This is a genomic window from Pandoraea sp. NPDC090278, assembly GCF_044772185.1.
Lineage (GTDB): Bacteria > Pseudomonadota > Gammaproteobacteria > Burkholderiales > Burkholderiaceae > Pandoraea.
Genome location: NZ_JBIVYJ010000001.1, coordinates 1,254,682 through 1,272,118 on the forward strand (window position 1 = coordinate 1,254,682; position 17,437 = coordinate 1,272,118).

The following is a 17,437-nucleotide window of genomic DNA, read 5'->3' on the forward strand; positions in this document are numbered from 1 at the left end:
CGTGGCTGTGGGCCGCGTCAGGCGCGCTTTTTAACCGGGGCGCGCCGGGACGCAGGCTGAGGACGGTCGTCGTCACGACGCACGGACGTCAACACGCGTTGCGACGCCGCTCGGCATTCTTCCCCTTCCTCGCGATGCTCGATGGCGTCGATCAACGCCTTCAGATTGTGCTTCGATAGCGCCAGATTTCGCTCTAGTGCCTCGATCTCGTCCACCTTGCGGCGCAGCACTTCGAGCAATTTGTCGTGTGGCCAATCGTTGAGGTCCGGCGGCAAAATGGCGCGGATTTCGTCCAACGAAAATCCTGCGTTTTGCGCGCGTCGAATCAAATCGAGACGCGTCAGCGCGTCTTCGTCGTACTCGCGATAGCCATTGGTCTGTCGCAGCGCATTGGGCAGCAAGCCTTGGGCTTCGTAAAAACGAATTCGCGACGCCGCCACGCCACTCACCTGCGCCAACTCACCGATTTTCATTTTCACGCTCCGAACGCTTGACCTTGAAGTGAACTTTAAGGTTATGGTCATGCCATCGTCAACTGAAGATTCGAGGTACGGCCATGTCTCCCCTGTCACTGTTCGCTCCGCTTGCCCTGCCGAACGGCACATCGATCCCCAATCGCATCGCAAAGGCCGCGATGGAAGAAAACATGGCGGACGCCGATCACGCGCCGTCCGACGAACTGGTGCGCCTGTACGACGCATGGGGTCGCGGGGGGGCTGGCCTGATCATCACCGGCAACGTGATGATCGACGCGCGAGCGATGACCGGTCCCGGCGGTGTGGTACTGGAGGACGACGCGCACCTCGAACGCTTCCGTCAATGGGCCCAGGCGGCGCGGCAGCATGGCGCGCAGATCTGGATGCAGCTCAATCACCCCGGTCGCCAAATGCAGTCCGCGCTGGGTCAGGCCACTGTCGCACCGTCTGCGGTGGCCCTCGAACTCGGCAGCTTCTCGAAGCGCTTCGCGATGCCCCGAGAATTGACGGAGACGGACATTGCGGACGTCATTGCACGTTTTACCCAAAGCGCGCTGCTCGCCGAGCGCAGTGGTTTTACTGGCGTAGAGATTCACGCGGCACACGGGTATCTGCTCAGTCAGTTCCTTTCACCGCTGACGAACAAGCGCCAGGACCGCTGGGGCGGGAGTCTCGAGAATCGCGCCCGCTTGCTACTGGACATCGTGCAGTCCGTGCGTGCGGCTGTCGCGACCGACTTCGCCGTCGCCGTCAAACTGAATTCGGCCGATTTTCAACGTGGCGGATTCGGATCGGAAGACGCGCGTCGCGTCATTCAGATGCTTGGTTCGCTGGGCGTCGACCTCGTGGAGCTGTCCGGCGGCAGCTATGAAGCCCCGGCGATGCAGGGCGAGTCGCGCGACGGACGCACGCTCGCACGCGAGGCCTATTTTCTGGAGTTCGCCCGCGAAATGATTGGCGTGGCGACGATGCCGCTGATGGTCACGGGCGGCATTCGCCGTCGGACGGTCGCTGACCAGGTGATCGCGAGCGGTGTAGCGATGGCGGGCATGGCGACGGCACTCTCCATCGATCCCGAATTGCCGAATCGCTGGCGTCTGGGCCAGACGTCGGAGCCGCAACTCAATCCGATTCGCTGGAAGAACAAGATGCTGGGTTCGATGGCGAACATGGCCGTCGTCAAGTTTCAGCTCATGCGTCTGAGTACCGGTCGGGCGACAAACCCGACCGTCTCACCCGTGCGAGCGCTGATCGCCCAGCAACTTGGGGCAGCATGTCAGACGCGCCGATACCGCCGATGGATGGCGCGGGACACGACGCGTAATTTGGCGCGCTGAATGTTGCTTGAATGTCGCCGTCGGTGCCGAGTCGCTTACTCGAAAGCCGGATCGATCGGCACGCGATAGCCGACGGCGAGCCGGTTGGTTTCGTTGGCCATGCCTACGACGGCCAGCAGCTCGCCGAACATCTCGTCGGTCATCCCCGCACGACGCGCGCCCGCAGTGTGACTCGCAACGCAATATCCGCAGTTGTTCGTGACGCTGACTGCAACATAAATCAGCTCCTTGACGAGCGGATCGAGCGCACCGTCGGCCATGATGTCCTTGAGACTACCCCAGGTGCGCTCCAGGGTCGGGGGATGCTGTGCAATGTACTTCCAGAAGTTGTTGACGTGGGGGACACCCCGCGTGGCTTTGATGTCGTCAAAGACGGCTTTGACTTCTGGCGTCGCGGATACGTATTCGACAGGCTTTTGCTGGCTCATGGATGACGTGCGCCGGACAGGCGTGCGAGGAAGTGAACGCGTAGGTTACAAGCTTTCGCAAAAGAGCGCTCCATCATCGGATTCAGATCCCACCGGCGTGTCATTCACCCACCGTAGCGCTTCGCCAGCCGTCCCGACGCCGTCACGATTCCAACGCTTTGCAGAAACCGTAAAGCGTTCTCCTTACTGGCTGTCACCACCGCTTTCGCCGCCGCCATCGCTTCCCTTGCTTCCGGGTCGGAGAGACGGATGTTCTTTGCCGGAGACGTCATTTCCCCGAATACCGGATACAAATCCTTCTTGCGTTGACTCGCTGTCGATTGCTTTGCCATATGCGTTTTCTCCTTCAATGACCGGGCTGCAAATGCGAAATCGATGCTAGCACGCGATAGCGGGACCACGCTTTCTGCGACCACCGGTGTTCGTGTACAGACAGCGCCGCGATCGCATGAATCGCAATATTGCAAATGAGAATCATTTTGCAATTTGTACGTAGATGGCGGATGATGGGGGTTCCGTTTCTGGAGAATCCCGCCGATGGGCACGACCCCTGAATTCTCGCCGCCGGACGTGGCTTCGCGCCAATTGGCCCTCGAAGCGCTGCTCTCGCGCCAGTCCCAATGGCCGCTTGCCGCGCCAGCCCCGAGCGATACCGAACTGAACCTGATCTTCGACGCCGCGCTGCGTGCACCCGATCACGGACGTCTGCGTCCGTCGCGCTTCGTGGTTGTGCGCGACGAAGCCCGTGACGATCTCGGACAAGCGCTCGTCGAGGCTGCCGCCAGACGCGATCCCGATGCACCTGCCGAAACCCACGAGCAGCGCCGCCGTAAAGCCTTTGCGGCCCCCATGATCATCGTGATCGCAGCGTCCGTTTCGACGGCGACGAAAGTGCCCGAAATCGAACAACTCCTCAGCGTGGGTGCAGCCAGCATGAATCTGCTGAACGCCATCCACATACTGGGTTACGGTGGCTTCTGGGCCACCGGCGTGGACGCCTACGACCCCGACATCCACAACATTCTCGACTTCGAACCGAACGAGCGAGTGCTCGGCTTCCTCTTCGTCGGTACGCCGCCCGAGAACCCGGAAGTCACGCCCCGCCCGGATCGCGGCGACTTCGTGCGCGAATGGTGGGGGCGTTCGTCGATCTGAAGGCGATCCGACTCGGCTTACGCCAGACGAAACACCGCGACGGCGGACTTCAGCGACTCGGCCTGTTCGGCCAGCGACTGGGCCGCCGCCGATGCCTGCTCGACCAGCGCCGCGTTCTGCTGCGTGACTTCGTCCATTTGCGTGACGGCACGTGCCACCTGATCGATGCCCGCCGCCTGCTCTTCCGACGCCGCCGAAATCTCCGCCATGATGTCCGTCACGCGTTGCACGCTGTTCGCGATGCTGCTCATCGCCGCGCCTGCCTCACCGACGATACGGCTGCCCGCCGCCGAGCGCTCGGCCGACGTCTCGATCAACGTCTTGATGTCGCGCGCCGCACTCGCCGAGCGCTGCGCCAGCGTCCGGACTTCACCGGCGACGACCGCAAACCCACGGCCCTGCTCGCCCGCACGCGCCGCTTCGACGGCCGCATTCAAGGCGAGGATGTTGGTCTGGAAAGCGATGCCGTCGATCAGCGCAATGATGTCGCGAATCCGCGCCGACCCCGCATCGATGGCGCGCATGGTGTCCGTGACCTCGGTCATTGCGGTGTCGCCCGCCCCCGTCTGATCGCTTGCCTGCCGCGCCAGTTGGTTCGCCTGACGCGCATGCTCCATGTTCTGACGCACGGTGCTGGTCAGCTGCTCCATGCTGGCCGCCGTCTCCTCCAAAGAGGCGGCTTGTTGCTCCGTGCGCGCCGACAGATCCAGATTGCCTGCCGCAATCTCACGCGCGCTGGCCGCAATCGCTTCACCGCTTTTGCGCACACGGGCGACCGTATCGTTGAGCTGCGTCTTCATATTGGCGAGTGCGCCCAGCAACCGGCCCATCTCGTCCGTCGACGTCGCATGCACCGCGCGTTGCAGATTCCCGTCGGCAATTTCCTGGAAGTGTTCGAGGACATCGTCAAGCGGTCGCGTGATCGCACGGTTCAGCGAGCGCGCCGTCAGGAAGGCCGCAATAATCGCAAACGCAATCGCCCCGAGGGTCACGACAAACAAGCGATCGTAGGTCGACACCGCCGATTCGAAGCTGGACTTCGCGCGATCGTCGTAGAGCTTCTTGAGCGCTTCGTTAGCATTGACGTATGACGTGTAACGCTTGCCCAGCACTGCCGCCTGCTCGTAGTAGACGTCGGGCTGTCCGGCAGCAATGCTGTTCTGGATCAACGTGAAGGCGTCCTTGAGCGCCTGGCGGGCGCTGGTCACGTCTTTCGCTAGACGTTGTTCGTCGGCGTCCGACGGCAATGCCAGATAGGACTGCCATGCCTTCTCGGACTCGCCCCAGTACTCGGTGCCCTTCTTTACGTCAGCCGCCTTGATGTCTTCGGACGGCGCTTGCGGTGCACGCAGCACAACTGCACGCGCCCGGCCGATATGAATTTCCGATTCGCCCAGCAAACGCGTGCTCGCCAGCTCCTTGTCGTAGACCTCGCGCAAGCTCCCCACGGTGTCGCGCAATCCGATGAGTGCCAGCCCACCGATGATCAGCACAAGGGCCGCCAGACCGGCCACGGCCACCCGCAACCGCCAACGAATCGTCCAATTTTTCAACATTTGCGCTTCCGCCTTTCTTTCCATTTCGTGGCCACCGAGAGCGGCCGCCACCGTCTGCCACCCGGCACGATACCCGTACCTTCATGACAGCGTTAGCGGCTCCAACGGCGAGAAAGCGGAAAACTTGAGATGGTGCGTCAAGCGCGGCCTCTTTTCGGCGAAATGGCACCAAAGCGAGGCATAAACGGACTAACGCGGCGCGAACGACTTACAGCGCGCGCTTGACGGTGCGAGCAGCGCCCGAAATGTCCTGACCGACGCCGTCGACCGTATTGCAACCCGCCAGTGCGAACAGCGAACCGATTACCAGAGAAAACGCCACGAAACGCGCCAACATATCGACCTCGATACAAAAAATCGCAAAAACTTGCGAAGACTGCATTACCCCGGATCTCTGGCCATGGATGCCCCCAATGCACAGAACCCGGATTCTTTTGACTGACTGCTGCACTGGCCCGGGACTTGGCCCGCTCGCCAGCGCAACGCGCAATTGTGCTTGAAATTTGTCGCCACGGGAACGCACACCGACGCCCTGTCGATGTACGTCCGCCTTACATCACTGCCAGCGTCTGCCGAATATGATCGGCGAACGCCACGCTCAGGTGACTGGGACGCGCGCGATCGAACTTTACCGTAATCCCCACGGACGGCAACGTCGGCAAGGTATCAGCTGTAACAATGCGTAAGTCCGGTGGCACTGCCGTCTGTGTCATCACCGCGAACGCCTGTCCGGAGCGCGCGAGCGCCGTCAATCCAGCCAGATTGCTACTCGCATAGGCGATCCGGTACGCCCGCCCGGCCTTCGCGAGCGCATCGCAAGCGGCGATGTGGTCCAGCGTATCGGGATCGGAGAGCGCGAGCGGCAAGGGCTCGTCCGGATTCGAGAGCACTCCGTCGAGCCCCCGGCTCCCGATCCAGACCAACGCTTCGCGCCGGATCACATTGGGCACGTCCACGCCGTCAGGTAATGAAATCAGGGCCAGATCGAGTGCATGACGCGATAACTGCTCCAGCAATCTCGGTGTCGGCTCGCAAATCACCTCAACCTGCGCGTGCGGATGCACCACCGCGAACTCGCGCAACAGATGCGGCAGAAACGCTGCGGCATAGTCATCCGGGCAGCCGAACCGGATCGTCCCGGTCAGTCCGCGCCCCGACATGTCGGCCATCGCCTCGTCGTGCGCGCGAAGAATGCGTTGCGCGTGACCGAGCAGACGCTCGCCGGAACCGGTCAGCACCACGCCACGCCCCGTGCGCTGAAACAACGGCTGATCGACGGTCTCCTCCAGACGTTTCACCTGCTGACTCAGCGCCGACTGCGTTCGGGCGATGCGCTGCGCGGCGCGACTGAGCGAACCGGCTTGTGCAATGGCCACGAACGAGCGCAGCAAATCGATTTCCAGTGTCGCGCTCACGATATTAGTCTCACTACTATCTCTCATTAGCATTATTCGCTTTTATGAAAGCAGAGCGCTGCTTAGACTGCAAGCGCGTGTTGTGCCCCCGTTGCTTTTCGTCCAATGCCGTTCCCCGGAGATTTCCCGTGTCAAAGAACCAAGACGCCGAATTCTGGCGCAATGCCCGCGAGCATCTGATCCGCTACGGCGGCACCTTCGAGCCGATGATCGTCGAGCGCGCCCAGGGCAGCTTCGTCTACGACGCCGACGGGCGTGCCATCCTCGACTTCACCTCCGGACAGATGAGCGCGGTGCTCGGCCACAGCCATCCGGACATCGTCTCGGTCGTGACGGAATCCATCGGCAAACTCGATCACCTGTTCAGCGGCATGCTCTCGCGTCCGGTCGTGGATCTGGCCACCCGACTGGCCGAGATCACGCCGGAGGGACTGGACCGCGTGATGTTGCTGAGCACCGGCGCGGAGTCGAACGAGGCGGCCATCCGTATGGCCAAGCTCGTCACCGGCAAGTACGAAGTTGTGGGGTTCGCACAGTCGTGGCATGGGATGACGGGCGCAGCCGCCTCTGCGACCTACAGCGCGGGACGCAAGGGCGTCGGCCCGGCGGCCGTGGGCTCTTTTGCCATTCCCGCGCCGTTCGCGTACCGTCCGCGCTTCGGCCCGGCCGGGCAATACGACTATCTCGCCGAACTGGACTACGCCTTCGATCTGATCGATCGTCAGTCGAGCGGCAATCTCGCCGCGTTCATCGCCGAACCGATCCTGAGTTCGGGCGGCATTATCGAACTTCCGCCTGGCTACCTCGCCGCCCTCAAGCGCAAGTGCGAGGAGCGCGGCATGCTGCTGATTCTGGACGAAGCGCAGACCGGCATCGGACGCACCGGCACCATGTTCGCGTTCGAACGCGACGGCGTGACGCCCGACATCCTGACGCTCTCGAAGACGCTCGGTGCAGGCCTGCCGCTCGCGGCCATCGTGACGTCTGCGGAAATCGAGGAACGCGCCCACGAGCGCGGCTATCTGTTCTACACGACGCACGTTTCCGACCCGCTACCGGCGGCTGTCGGCCTGCGCGTGCTCGATGTGGTGGCACGTGACGGACTCGTCGCCCGCGCCAATGTCATGGGCGAGCGACTGCGCAATGGTTTGCTGGGGTTGATGGAGCGCTTCGATTGCGTGGGCGACGTTCGCGGACGCGGCTTGCTGCTCGGCATGGAGGTCGTGAAGGACCGACGCACCAAAGCGCCTGCGGATGGCCTCGGCGCGAAGATCACGCGCGAATGCATGAACCTCGGCCTGAGCATGAACATCGTGCAATTGCCCGGCATGGGCGGCGTGTTCCGCATCGCCCCGCCGCTGACCGTCAGCGAAGAAGAAATCGATCTGGGTCTGTCGTTGCTTGGGCAGGCGATCGAACGTTCGCTGTAGTCAACACTGTCGCCTCAAGACAATCGGCCCCTCGATCACATGGATTCGAGGGGCCGATTTTGAATCACGTCAACCGCTGGATCAGACGTCAGTCATTGCGCTGCGGACGCTGAACATCGCGGAAGATGTACTTCAGCGCGTCGGGCAGCGTGCTCGCCCAGACCGGCCATTCATGCTTGCCGTCGACGATGCGCAACTCCGCCGGTTGCTTGTTCGCACGCAGCAACTCATAGAAGCGCGTGGCTTCCATCTCGATGTTGAAATCGTCGTCGTCGCCCGAGTTGATGTACATCGGCACCTTGATGCCCTTCTTCAGGAACTCGTCGAAGTACGCCGGATAGTTGTTCTGCTGCCAGACACGGGCGCTGTACTCGCCATTCGTATTCGGCTCGGCGAACACCTTCACGAAGCGGGCCGACGAATCTTTCGGCGGCTCCGGATTGTAGATGGCGGGGCTCATCAGTGCAGCCGCCTTGAACTTCTCCGGATACTTGAGCGCGTAGCGCATCGCACCGTACCCGCCCATCGACAAGCCGCCGATCAGCCGTCCGTCGCGCGTCTTGATCGCCCGATACGTCTTCTCGACGTGCGGAATCAGCTCACTGAAGAACGCCGTTTCCATGCGCTCCTTCAGGTCCACGTACCAGTTGGTATTGGCGTCCGGCATGATTACGATGGCGGGCGGAATGTCGCCGTGGCCGATCAGCTTGTCCATGGTCGACTGCATGTGACCTTTGACCGCCCAGTCGCTCTTTACACCGTCGTTGCCGTGCAGCAGATACAGCACGGGATACGTCGTCTTGCCGCTGGCTTCGTAGCCCGTCGGGAGGTAGACGTTGTAGGTCAGCGGGCGCGACAGATTCTTGCTGTACACCTCGCTCGACAACACCTCGCTCGCGTGCGCCGGTGCACCGAGCAATGCTGCCGCTGCCATCAAACCCATTGCTGCCTTCGGCAACTGCCGGGTCAGACTCCCACCTTGTTGACGGAACATTTCGAACACATACCCTCCTGATGTCAATCGATGTCTAGTGAATCGCTAGTTATGCATACCATCCGTCTTCGAGGACGGACGCGCAAAAGATTAACATCTGAAATGAATTTCGGGGCAGTGAATATCAGGGGTCAGAAGACAGTGTCGTCGTTTGTGTGATGCGCACGGTGTCGGCGGCGCGTCATCATCAGCACGAAGATGGGCAACGGCAACGCCACGACCAGCAACAGCCAGAGCAGTGCATAGACCGCACCCAGCCCGTCGTTTTGCAGATTGACGTAGAGCTTCACCGGGATGCCCTGCGGGAAGTAGGCGAAGATCATGACGATGCCGAACTCGCCGATCACGCGCACCCACGCAACGACGAGCCCCGCCGCGAGTCCTCCGCGTGCTAGCGGCAAGGTCACACGCCGGAAGACTTGCCACGGCGTTGCGCCAAGACTGCGCGCGGCCATTGGCAAGACCGGCGGCACCGCTTCGAACGCAGCGCGAGCTGCGAGGATGAAGTACGGCAGCCCGCCGTAGACCTGTGAGAGAACGAAGGCTGGCGCGTTATTGCCCAGCAGGATGCCGCCACGCGCGAGCAGCGCACCGAACGTGCCGACCGGCCCGTAGGCCGTCGCCAGCAAGATGCCCATCGCGAGTGGTGGTGTCATGAGCGCGACGAGCACCAGCCCCTCGGCAACGCGGGCGAAGCGCGACCGGGTCGAAGCCAGCCAATGGGCGACGCGCGTGCCGAGGAAGACGATGATCGCCATCGACAGGCACGACAGCCCGAGCGAGACCGCGACCGCATCCCAGTCGCCATAGGCCAGACGAAAGTGCCGCCACGGTGTTTCCACCGCCAGGGCGATGAAGGGCACCGCCAGCAGCACCCACGTCACAACTTCGCCCAACCGCCCCAGTCCTGCGCCGACTCGGCTGCCGACATCCGCGTCGACAGGCAGGTCATCCCTCCACTTCTGCACGAAACGTTCCGCCAATCGGTGAGGGTCAGTGGTACAGGGCGTCGCCCTTCGGCTTGCCGTAACCGTTGTCGTCAAACAGCTGCTGCCCCTGCGATGACGTCATGAAGGCGAGGAAATTGTCGGCGGCCTTCGGATGCGCGGCGTTCTTCAGCTTCGCCGCATAGAACACCAACGGCTGCGGGCGGATCGTCTTTTCCTTGCCGTCGGCGCCCGGCAACGTGAATGACACGGTGTCGTACCACGTCTTAGAGAACACCGGATTGCTCAGGTTGATCTCGTCGGGCAACGCCACGTAAGGCAGCTTGGCCGAGCGCGTCGCACTTTCGTAGCCGGAGGCCGCATCGACCTGCCCCGCTTCGAGACGCGTGAGCAACCCGCCTTCGCCGAACACCTGCTGCGGATTACGAACGTCGCCCAGCACCGCCTGCGCGAGGCCCGCCTGATCGTAGTATTTCTGCGCGAGCATCAACGTGAAGACGATGTTTTGCCCCTGCGGGTCCGTTGCCGGATCGGTGCGACCGAAGCGCAAGCCCGGCGTTTGCAGCACCTTCCACCACGCCGGATGCGCCGCATCGGTGCCCGCGAGACGGAAAGCTTCACCGAAACGACCCTTCGGGTTGTAGGCAATGACCATGCGTGTGCTAGCGACCGGCACGGCGTCGTCGATCAATCCCGCGTCCTTCAGAATCGCCATTGGCCCGGGCGTGATCGAGACGAACACGTCGGCCGTCGAACGCCCCGAGGCCAGCAGACGCGCCAGACCGTACGCGCCTTCGCCTTGCCCCTGATAGGTCACATGCTCACGTTGCGCGAAGGCCGGACCCAACGCCTTGTCCATCACCACACCCATCGAACCGGCATACGCGACACGAAACGTGTCGTCGGCACGCGCCTGCGTTGCCATCACCATCGTCGCACCGGCACACAACGCCAGCGTCATCGTCGCGACAGCGCGCGCGGAAAACCCCGTCTTCTTCACAGCCTGAACTCCGTTATATAGATCGATATATAGCGAATATCATATATCAGTCCATGCCCGGCTTCATGACAGCCCTGCGAAATTCGATGGGTTGCCGCGATGAGCCGTGTTTCATTTTCCGTGGCGCGCTACCATGGCGAACACCGTCGCACCGTGCTTCCCCGCTGACGCAGAACGAGACACGATGACGGCCAGACGTCAATCCAATAGCCCCCATGAGCGATCTTCCTTACCTCGATCACGCCGCTTTCGCTGATCTCGCAGCCCTCGCCGAATCGTCAGGCAGCCTTTCCGCCGATTGCCAATGCACCCGAACGCCGCTCGACGGCTGGGCGAGCCTGCCCAACTCGTTGCCCGATGCGCAGCTCGAAGTCATCGGCACGTTGTTCGCGCCGAATGAGCCGGAACCGACGTTCAGCGAATATCACCCTGACGGCACGTCCTACTGGACAACGAACGCGCCTATCGCGCCGCGCTACTTTCCCTACAATCGCGCGAACGTGTGCCGGTGCCGCGACTGCGGTCGGCTGTATCTGCGCTATCAGGAAGGCGGCGGCTATTTTGTCGATCAGCGCATCCGCCACGTGAACGCGGCACTGATCGTCGACGCACTGCTCGAAAACGGCTGACGGGCGACGCCGTCGGCGGAAAGTTTGTTGTCGTCCGTTTTCATTCGTTTTGTTTTGTTGACGTTTGTGAACAAGCTTGACTGGAAACGGCTGGCAACAGGCTGCTTCAGCAGAAGCAATCTCAAAAAAATCAACAACATATATCGCAATCCATCAGCGCTTTCTTTGATTCGGATTGCAAAATAACGTGAAGAACATGCGCGCGTTCGCCCAGTCGAAGCGCGCATGCAAAATCACGTCGCCACCCCCACTTCGCCGACCGATGCGCCGGTGCGTCGCACGCTCACGTTGCGAGCACTCGTCAGCCGCGCGGCCGTCGTCGTTCAGTTTTCGCCGTCGCTCTATGTGACGGTGTACGCCATCGTCTGGACCCTCACGAGCGCAGCCCTCGATCCCACGGTGCCGTTCGACGCCGTCGAGGCCCTGAACTGGGCGCGCAATGCGGAATGGGGAACACCGAAGAACCCCTGGCTGGTCGGGTTCTCGATGTGGCCAGCGTTAGTTTTAGGGCTTAACGGCGAAGCGCTTGCGTTCTATTGGTACGCGACGCATTTCGCAGTAGTTGCCGTCGGGATGCTGGGGGTCTGGCATCTGGCCAAACGGTTGTCGGGCGACCGGCGTCTCGCCTGGCTGGCCATGCTGAGCCTGCACCTGACGGGCGCGATCAACATCGACATCCTCCCGTACAACGACAACTATCTGCTGGTCATGCTCTGGCCGTGGATGCTCTGGCTCTTCGTGCGCGCGATGTTCGACTCGCCACGGTTCTGGTTCGCGTTTGGCGTCGTCGCCGGTCTGGCCGTCATGACCAAGTATTCGACATTCGCCCTGCTCGGCGCGATGTTTGTCATGACGCTGTGGACCCCGGATACGCGACGCCATTATCGGCACCCCGCTTTCCTGCTCGGACTGCTCGTCTTCCTCACACTGATTGCACCGAACATCCTTTGGCTCGTGCATCACGATTTCGCGGCATTCCGCTGGGTCGACGACCAGATCCGTCAACGGCTGAACTGGCGCGGTCTGCGCGGCGCACTCACGGCGTTCTATCCTGTGGCGACACTCGCTTTCGTCATGCATCTGGCCGGTCTGCGCTTCAGACGTCCGGACGCGCCGGTCCGGGTCGTTGCCGTCACAGTGCTTACGCCACTGCTGCCCATCATCGTGTATTTCACCTTGCACGAAGGCGGACGCATCTCCGAATGGCTGCAACCTTTCGCCGTGCCGTTGCCAGCGCTGCTCGTCGCATGCGTGTTACCGGCCACGGCAAAGCGCGCACCGCGAATTTCGCGTTGGTTGCCCGTCGTCGGGCTGACGGTGTGGATAGGCTATGCGACGGTGCTGGGCCTGAACCTGCGTAACACCGGAGAGAAGTTCGCCGGTATCAAGGCTGCAAGCATCGCCCTCGAACAGCGCTGGAAGGCGCGCTATCACGCGCCGCTGGCTTACGTCGGCAACGACCATCTCGCAACATGGCTGACGTTCTACGCACCGGGCCACCCACGCCTGCTCACCCGCTGGTCGGAGAAGAAGCGCCCCAACATCTACACAAAGGACATCGACGAGGTGGAGGTCCGCGCGCGCGGGGCGATCCTGCTCGGCCACCCCGGCCGGTCGTGTCGACGTGCCAGCTTCGCGCACACGCTCGCCCTTTGGCCGTCGCTGACCATCGACGCCCGCGAAACGCTGCCATTCTCGTACCACGGCGGCAACACGCCCGGCTCGGCAATGCCGCTTTGCGTCGCTTACATTGCACCGCAGCGATGAATATCTAAAGCAGAATCGCTTCGTTGCCCGTGTGGACCCGGTCCGGATAATTCTTGTGAATTGACCGACATCCATTACAACGCCATTGCACGGGGCAACGCTCATGAAACCGCGTCACACAAACTCAGCCATCTCAGCCTTCTCACGCCGTCAGTTCCTTACGGTCCTCAGCGCAGGGGCGGCAGCGGCAGCGTTGCCGTCGTTCCCGGCGCGCGCCGCCTACGAGCCGGGCAAGTTCCGCATCGGCTATCAGAAGGCGGCGAGCACCCTCGTGCTGGCCAAAGCGAATGGTTCGCTGGAAGCGCGTCTGAAACCGCTCGGCGTGGAAGTCACGTGGGCAGAGTTTGCGGCTGGACCGCAGCTGCTCGAAGCGCTCAACGTTGGCGCGATCGATTTCGGATACGTCGGCGAAGCGCCGCCCGTCTTTGCGCAGGCGGCCGGGGCCGACTTCGTCTACAGTGCCTACGAGGTGCCGACGCCCCTGGCCGAGGGCGTCGTTGTGCCCAACAATTCGCCGGTCAAGACAGTGGCCGATCTTCGCGGCAAGCGTGTGGCGTTCAACAAGGGATCGGATGTCCACTGGTTCCTCGTTGCGTTGCTGCGCAAGCACGGGCTCGATTACGGCGACGTCAGCCCGGTGTTTCTTGCCCCCGCCGACGCGCGCGCAGCACTTGAGCACGGCTCGGTCGACGCCTGGGCCATCTGGGATCCGTTCCTTACCGCCGTGCTCGACCAGAGTCCGGTGCGTCTGCTCGCCAATGCCGAAGGCGCGGCCGACCACCATCAGTTCTTCCTGAGCCAACGGGCCTTCGCGGAAAAACGCGCCGACGTCATCAAGGCAACGCTCGACGCGCTCGGCCAGACAGGGCAGCAGATTCGCGGCGACTATGCTGCCGCCGCCGCACAACTGGCCCCGATTCAGGGACTCGATGCCAAAATTATCGAGAAGGGGCTGCGCCATTACGCCCACATCTACAAGCCGGTGTCCCCGTCCGTGCTGGCCGCGCAACAACGGATTGCCGACACGTTCCTGCAACTCAAGCTGATTCCGCGACAAATTCGTGTCGCTGACGCCACACTGCGTCAGCCGGTTGCCTGAAGTCTCCTCCCGCCCGGTTTTCCGACTTGGCAAAGCCCCCACGGATGTGACAGAATTCGCAACTCAGTTGCATTGCAATTGAGTTGCATTTAATTTTGTCGCGATTTGTCGTCCGGTTTTCGACATCGCTTTTTCCGTCTCTCGTTCGGCTCCTCGTCGGCTCATGTATCGCCGCTGGCTTCCTTTCTGGTTGATCGTCTGCGTACTCGTCTCGCAGATGGCCCTTGCACGGCACGTGGTGTTTCACACCGCAGCCGCGCTGGCGGCTGCGTCGATGGCCGCCGTGGAACCGGCAGACGCGCCACGTCAACACGGTGATGTCGGTAGCAACGGCCAGCGCTCGGACGACGAAGACGGCGTCTGCGAGCAATGCCTCGCGTTCATTGCGGTCGACGTTGCACTCCCCGCACTGCCCGTCTTTGCTTCGCTCCGGCCGCTGCGCGAGTGGCACTACCCGCCGGTTGTGCCGGTGCAGGTGCGTTCCGTCTTGCGGGGGCCGACACGTAATCGCGACCCACCACGCCCCTCAGTGTCGTTCGTCTAGATCAGAACATTCGCCGTCGCAGGTCGCGACGCGCCAACTCAGGCGCGTCTGTCACCGGCTGCGCGGCGGCCACACGTCAAACACACTGAGGTCCGGCATGTCTGCCCGATGGATTCCGTTCGTTCGTCTCACGCAATTCCAGCTTTCCCAGCATTTCTCGCAGCTAACCCGCTTTACCCGTCATGCCCTCGCGGCAGCAGCGGCGTCCGCGTTCGCCGTCAACGCGCACGCCCAATCGACCGCTAATCCGGCCGACGCCAACGTCGCACTTTCCGGCACAACCGTCTCCGCCAAGCGGCTCGACGCCGCCCGCAACGCGCTCTCGCCCGATACCGGCAGCTCCGTCTACAACTTCGACCAGACGGATATCGAGACACTGCCACTCGGCGCGAACACCCCGCTCAATCAGGTGCTCCTGCAAGCGCCGGGCGTCGTGCAGGACTCATACGGTCAACTGCACGTGCGCGGCGATCACGCGAACCTGCAATACCGCATCGACGGCGTGATCATTCCCGAGTCGATCAGCGGATTCGGTCAGGCCATCGACGCGCGCATCGCGTCGCAAATCAATCTGATCACCGGCGCCCTGCCTGCACAGTTCGGCTATCGCACGGCGGGCATCGTCGACATTCACACCAAAGGTTCGCCCGGTCTCGCCGACGGCACCGCCGACACCGGCGAGCCGCCCAAGGCCTTCGGCGGCGAAGTCGGCGTGGTCTTCGGCAGCCATGCCGACCGCGAGGTCAACACCCAGTTGTACGGCACCAAAGGAGCACTCAGCTACTACTTCAGCGCACGTGTTTCGGCCAACGACATGGGGATCGAGAATCCGACGGGCGACCGCAACGCGATTCACGACCATACGAATCAGACGAACGCGTTCGGCATGGTGTCCTACCTGCTGAATCCGGATAACCGCGTGTCGTTCATGTTTGGCACCGCGAACAACCGCTTCCAGATTCCGAATCTGCCGGGCGTTGCACCACAGTTCACGCTGGACAACGGCGCCATTCCCGATTCGTCGAGCCTCAACGCTCACCAACGCGAACTGACCGACTTCCAGGTGCTGTCATGGCAAAGCCACATCTCGCCAAAGCTCGACACCCAGATATCCCTGTTCCACCGCACCAGCCGCGTCGATTACACACTGGATCCGATTGGCGATCTCGTCTACAACGGCGTGGCATCGAATATCACGCGCCGTAATGAAGCGTATGGCGTGCAGGCCGACAGTAGCTACAAGCTCACCGACCGTCACACGCTGCGCTTCGGACTGTTCGTGCAGCAGGAGCATTTCAGCGTCGACAACACGTCGAACGTCTTCCCCGCCGACGACAGCGGTCAGCAGACGAGCGGCACGCCGTTGACCATCGTGGACAACGCCAACGACCGGGGCACCACCTACGGGCTGTACCTGCAAGACGAGTGGAAAGCGACCGATCGTCTGACGGTCAACTATGGCGCTCGTTACGATCACGTGAATACTGTGACGAACGAAGGGCAACTGTCGCCGCGAGTTGGGCTGACGTACGACCTGACGAGCCGGACGCGTCTGCATGCCGGGTATTCGCGTTACTTCACACCACCGGCCACCGAGAAGATCGATACGACGTCGGTCGCGAAATTCCTCAATACGACCAATGCCCTGCCCTCGGACGCGAACACCGCCGTGCGCGCCGAGCGCTCCGATTACTTCGATCTGGGTGTCTCGCATCAACTGACGTCGGCGATTACCGTCGGCCTCGACGCCTACTATCGTCGCGTAAACCATCTGCAAGACGAAGGTCAGTTCGGCAATGCGCTCATCTACTCGACGTTCAACTACGAGAAGGGCCGCATTTACGGCGTGGAAGGTACCGTCAACTACCGTCAGGGCAACGTTGGTGCGTACCTGAACGTGGCGGTCTCGCGCGCGATGGGGCAAGGCATCGAGACCGGCCAGTTCAACTTCGGTGCGGACGAACTGGCCTACATCGCCAATCACTGGGTGCATCTGGATCACGACCAGCAGGTGACGGGGTCGGCCGGTGTGTCCTATCAATGGGGCAGGACGCTGCTATCGGCCGATGCACTGTTCGGCTCGGGCTTGCGCAGCGGGTTCGTCAACAGCGAGCATCTGCCAGCGTACCTTCAGGTCAACCTCGGTGTCGGCGAGAAGTTCAACTTGCCGGGCGTCGGTCGCTTCGATGCGAAGCTGTCGGTCCTGAACGTCTTCGACCGCGTCTATGAATTGCGTGACGGCACCGGCATCGGTGTCGGCGCACCGCAGTTCGGGCCGCGCCGCACGTTCTATCTGGCGATGTCGAAACCGTTCTGACAACGTCCAAACGACAGCACGCCGCCGTCACAACACGTGACGGCGGCGTGCCGTCGGAAACACACGGACGTCAGGCCTTGTTCTCCGCTGACTGACGCCGAAACTCAGTGGTAGTCTGGCCCGCGTAGCCCCAGTTATCGGTATCGATTTCCTCGATCGCGATGTGCGTGAGATGCGGCGGCTTGCCCAACACACGTTGCAGTGTCTCGGTGACTTCGCGAATGACTTGCGCCTTCTGCTCGACCGTGTTGCCCTCACGGGTGATGCGAATGCTGACGAATGGCATGACTTGCTCCTTCTGATGTTGGGGGAGACGACCGACTCATCGCAAATGATTGGCCGT

Annotated in this window: 18 protein-coding genes; 8 read left to right on the forward strand and 10 right to left on the reverse strand. The window is 62.1% G+C overall.

The genetic code is table 11. The annotated features are described in order from the left end of the window. Window positions 1-17 precede the first annotated feature (17 nt). Window positions 18-473 carry a MerR family transcriptional regulator gene (locus ACIQWO_RS05345; protein ID WP_402820157.1) on the reverse strand — a complete coding sequence of 152 codons (456 nt, stop codon included), beginning with the start codon at window positions 471-473 and terminating at the stop codon, window positions 18-20. 92 nt (window positions 474-565) lie between these two features. On the opposite strand from ACIQWO_RS05345, the gene ACIQWO_RS05350 reads away from it, so the two are divergent. Then, entirely contained in the window at window positions 566-1,813 is a 1,248-nt protein-coding gene (locus ACIQWO_RS05350) for an NADH:flavin oxidoreductase/NADH oxidase family protein (protein ID WP_402821833.1), read from the forward strand. A gap of 35 nt (window positions 1,814-1,848) precedes the next feature. Here the strand turns inward: ACIQWO_RS05350 and ACIQWO_RS05355 are convergent, their stop codons facing one another. Further along, window positions 1,849-2,241 carry a carboxymuconolactone decarboxylase family protein gene (locus ACIQWO_RS05355; protein ID WP_402820160.1) on the reverse strand — a complete coding sequence of 131 codons (393 nt, stop codon included), beginning with the start codon at window positions 2,239-2,241 and terminating at the stop codon, window positions 1,849-1,851. Window positions 2,242-2,345: 104 nt separating this feature from the next. Beyond that, a complete protein-coding gene (locus ACIQWO_RS05360; protein ID WP_402820163.1) occupies window positions 2,346-2,573 on the reverse strand; it encodes a hypothetical protein in 228 nt (75 codons plus the stop codon). A gap of 205 nt (window positions 2,574-2,778) precedes the next feature. Between ACIQWO_RS05360 and ACIQWO_RS05365 the strand changes: the two genes are divergently transcribed. Next, entirely contained in the window at window positions 2,779-3,396 is a 618-nt protein-coding gene (locus ACIQWO_RS05365) for a nitroreductase (RefSeq protein WP_402820166.1), read from the forward strand. Between the two features lie 17 nt (window positions 3,397-3,413). Here the strand turns inward: ACIQWO_RS05365 and ACIQWO_RS05370 are convergent, their stop codons facing one another. The 3 genes from ACIQWO_RS05370 to ACIQWO_RS05380 form a co-directional block, all read right to left on the reverse strand. Next, on the reverse strand, window positions 3,414-4,952 hold the full coding sequence (locus ACIQWO_RS05370; RefSeq protein ID WP_402820169.1) for a methyl-accepting chemotaxis protein: 1,539 nt from the start codon (window positions 4,950-4,952) through the stop codon (window positions 3,414-3,416). Between the two features lie 208 nt (window positions 4,953-5,160). Next, window positions 5,161-5,289: a hypothetical protein gene (locus ACIQWO_RS05375; protein ID WP_257125724.1), complete on the reverse strand. Its 129-nt coding sequence runs from the start codon at window positions 5,287-5,289 to the stop codon at window positions 5,161-5,163. A 214-nt stretch (window positions 5,290-5,503) separates the two neighbouring features. Beyond that, on the reverse strand, window positions 5,504-6,367 hold the full coding sequence (locus ACIQWO_RS05380; RefSeq protein WP_402820173.1) for a LysR family transcriptional regulator: 864 nt from the start codon (window positions 6,365-6,367) through the stop codon (window positions 5,504-5,506). A 128-nt stretch (window positions 6,368-6,495) separates the two neighbouring features. Here ACIQWO_RS05380 and ACIQWO_RS05385 point away from each other — a divergent pair, with 128 nt between their 5' ends. Next, window positions 6,496-7,797: an aspartate aminotransferase family protein gene (locus ACIQWO_RS05385; RefSeq protein ID WP_402820176.1), complete on the forward strand. Its 1,302-nt coding sequence runs from the start codon at window positions 6,496-6,498 to the stop codon at window positions 7,795-7,797. An 88-nt stretch (window positions 7,798-7,885) separates the two neighbouring features. Here the strand turns inward: ACIQWO_RS05385 and ACIQWO_RS05390 are convergent, their stop codons facing one another. From ACIQWO_RS05390 to ACIQWO_RS05400, 3 genes are all read right to left on the reverse strand, one after another. Continuing rightward, a complete protein-coding gene (locus tag ACIQWO_RS05390) occupies window positions 7,886-8,791 on the reverse strand; it encodes an alpha/beta hydrolase (protein WP_402820179.1) in 906 nt (301 codons plus the stop codon). A 131-nt stretch (window positions 8,792-8,922) separates the two neighbouring features. Continuing rightward, complete coding sequence (locus ACIQWO_RS05395; protein ID WP_402820182.1) at window positions 8,923-9,759, reverse strand: molybdate ABC transporter permease subunit; 837 nt, start codon at window positions 9,757-9,759, stop codon at window positions 8,923-8,925. A 25-nt stretch (window positions 9,760-9,784) separates the two neighbouring features. Continuing rightward, window positions 9,785-10,738 (reverse strand): extracellular solute-binding protein, encoded by a 954-nt coding sequence (locus ACIQWO_RS05400; RefSeq protein ID WP_402820185.1) that lies wholly within the window; start codon window positions 10,736-10,738, stop codon window positions 9,785-9,787. Between the two features lie 215 nt (window positions 10,739-10,953). On the opposite strand from ACIQWO_RS05400, the gene ACIQWO_RS05405 reads away from it, so the two are divergent. The 5 genes from ACIQWO_RS05405 (at window position 10,954) to ACIQWO_RS05425 (ending at window position 17,094) form a co-directional block, all read left to right on the forward strand. Next, on the forward strand, window positions 10,954-11,367 hold the full coding sequence (locus ACIQWO_RS05405) for a hypothetical protein (RefSeq protein ID WP_402820188.1): 414 nt from the start codon (window positions 10,954-10,956) through the stop codon (window positions 11,365-11,367). Between the two features lie 225 nt (window positions 11,368-11,592). Beyond that, window positions 11,593-13,134, forward strand: coding sequence for a glycosyltransferase family 39 protein (locus ACIQWO_RS05410; RefSeq protein WP_402820191.1), 1,542 nt, complete (start codon window positions 11,593-11,595; stop codon window positions 13,132-13,134). 103 nt (window positions 13,135-13,237) lie between these two features. Next, a complete protein-coding gene (locus ACIQWO_RS05415) occupies window positions 13,238-14,233 on the forward strand; it encodes an aliphatic sulfonate ABC transporter substrate-binding protein (RefSeq protein ID WP_402820194.1) in 996 nt (331 codons plus the stop codon). Between the two features lie 163 nt (window positions 14,234-14,396). Beyond that, on the forward strand, window positions 14,397-14,777 hold the full coding sequence (locus tag ACIQWO_RS05420) for a hypothetical protein (RefSeq protein WP_402820197.1): 381 nt from the start codon (window positions 14,397-14,399) through the stop codon (window positions 14,775-14,777). Between the two features lie 97 nt (window positions 14,778-14,874). Continuing rightward, entirely contained in the window at window positions 14,875-17,094 is a 2,220-nt protein-coding gene (locus ACIQWO_RS05425; protein ID WP_402820200.1) for a TonB-dependent receptor, read from the forward strand. Between the two features lie 70 nt (window positions 17,095-17,164). Here the strand turns inward: ACIQWO_RS05425 and ACIQWO_RS05430 are convergent, their stop codons facing one another. Continuing rightward, the gene (locus ACIQWO_RS05430; RefSeq protein ID WP_402820202.1) at window positions 17,165-17,380 is read right to left on the reverse strand and encodes a 4-oxalocrotonate tautomerase family protein; all 216 of its coding nucleotides are present in this window, start codon (window positions 17,378-17,380) and stop codon (window positions 17,165-17,167) included. Window positions 17,381-17,437: the final 57 nt, after the last annotated feature.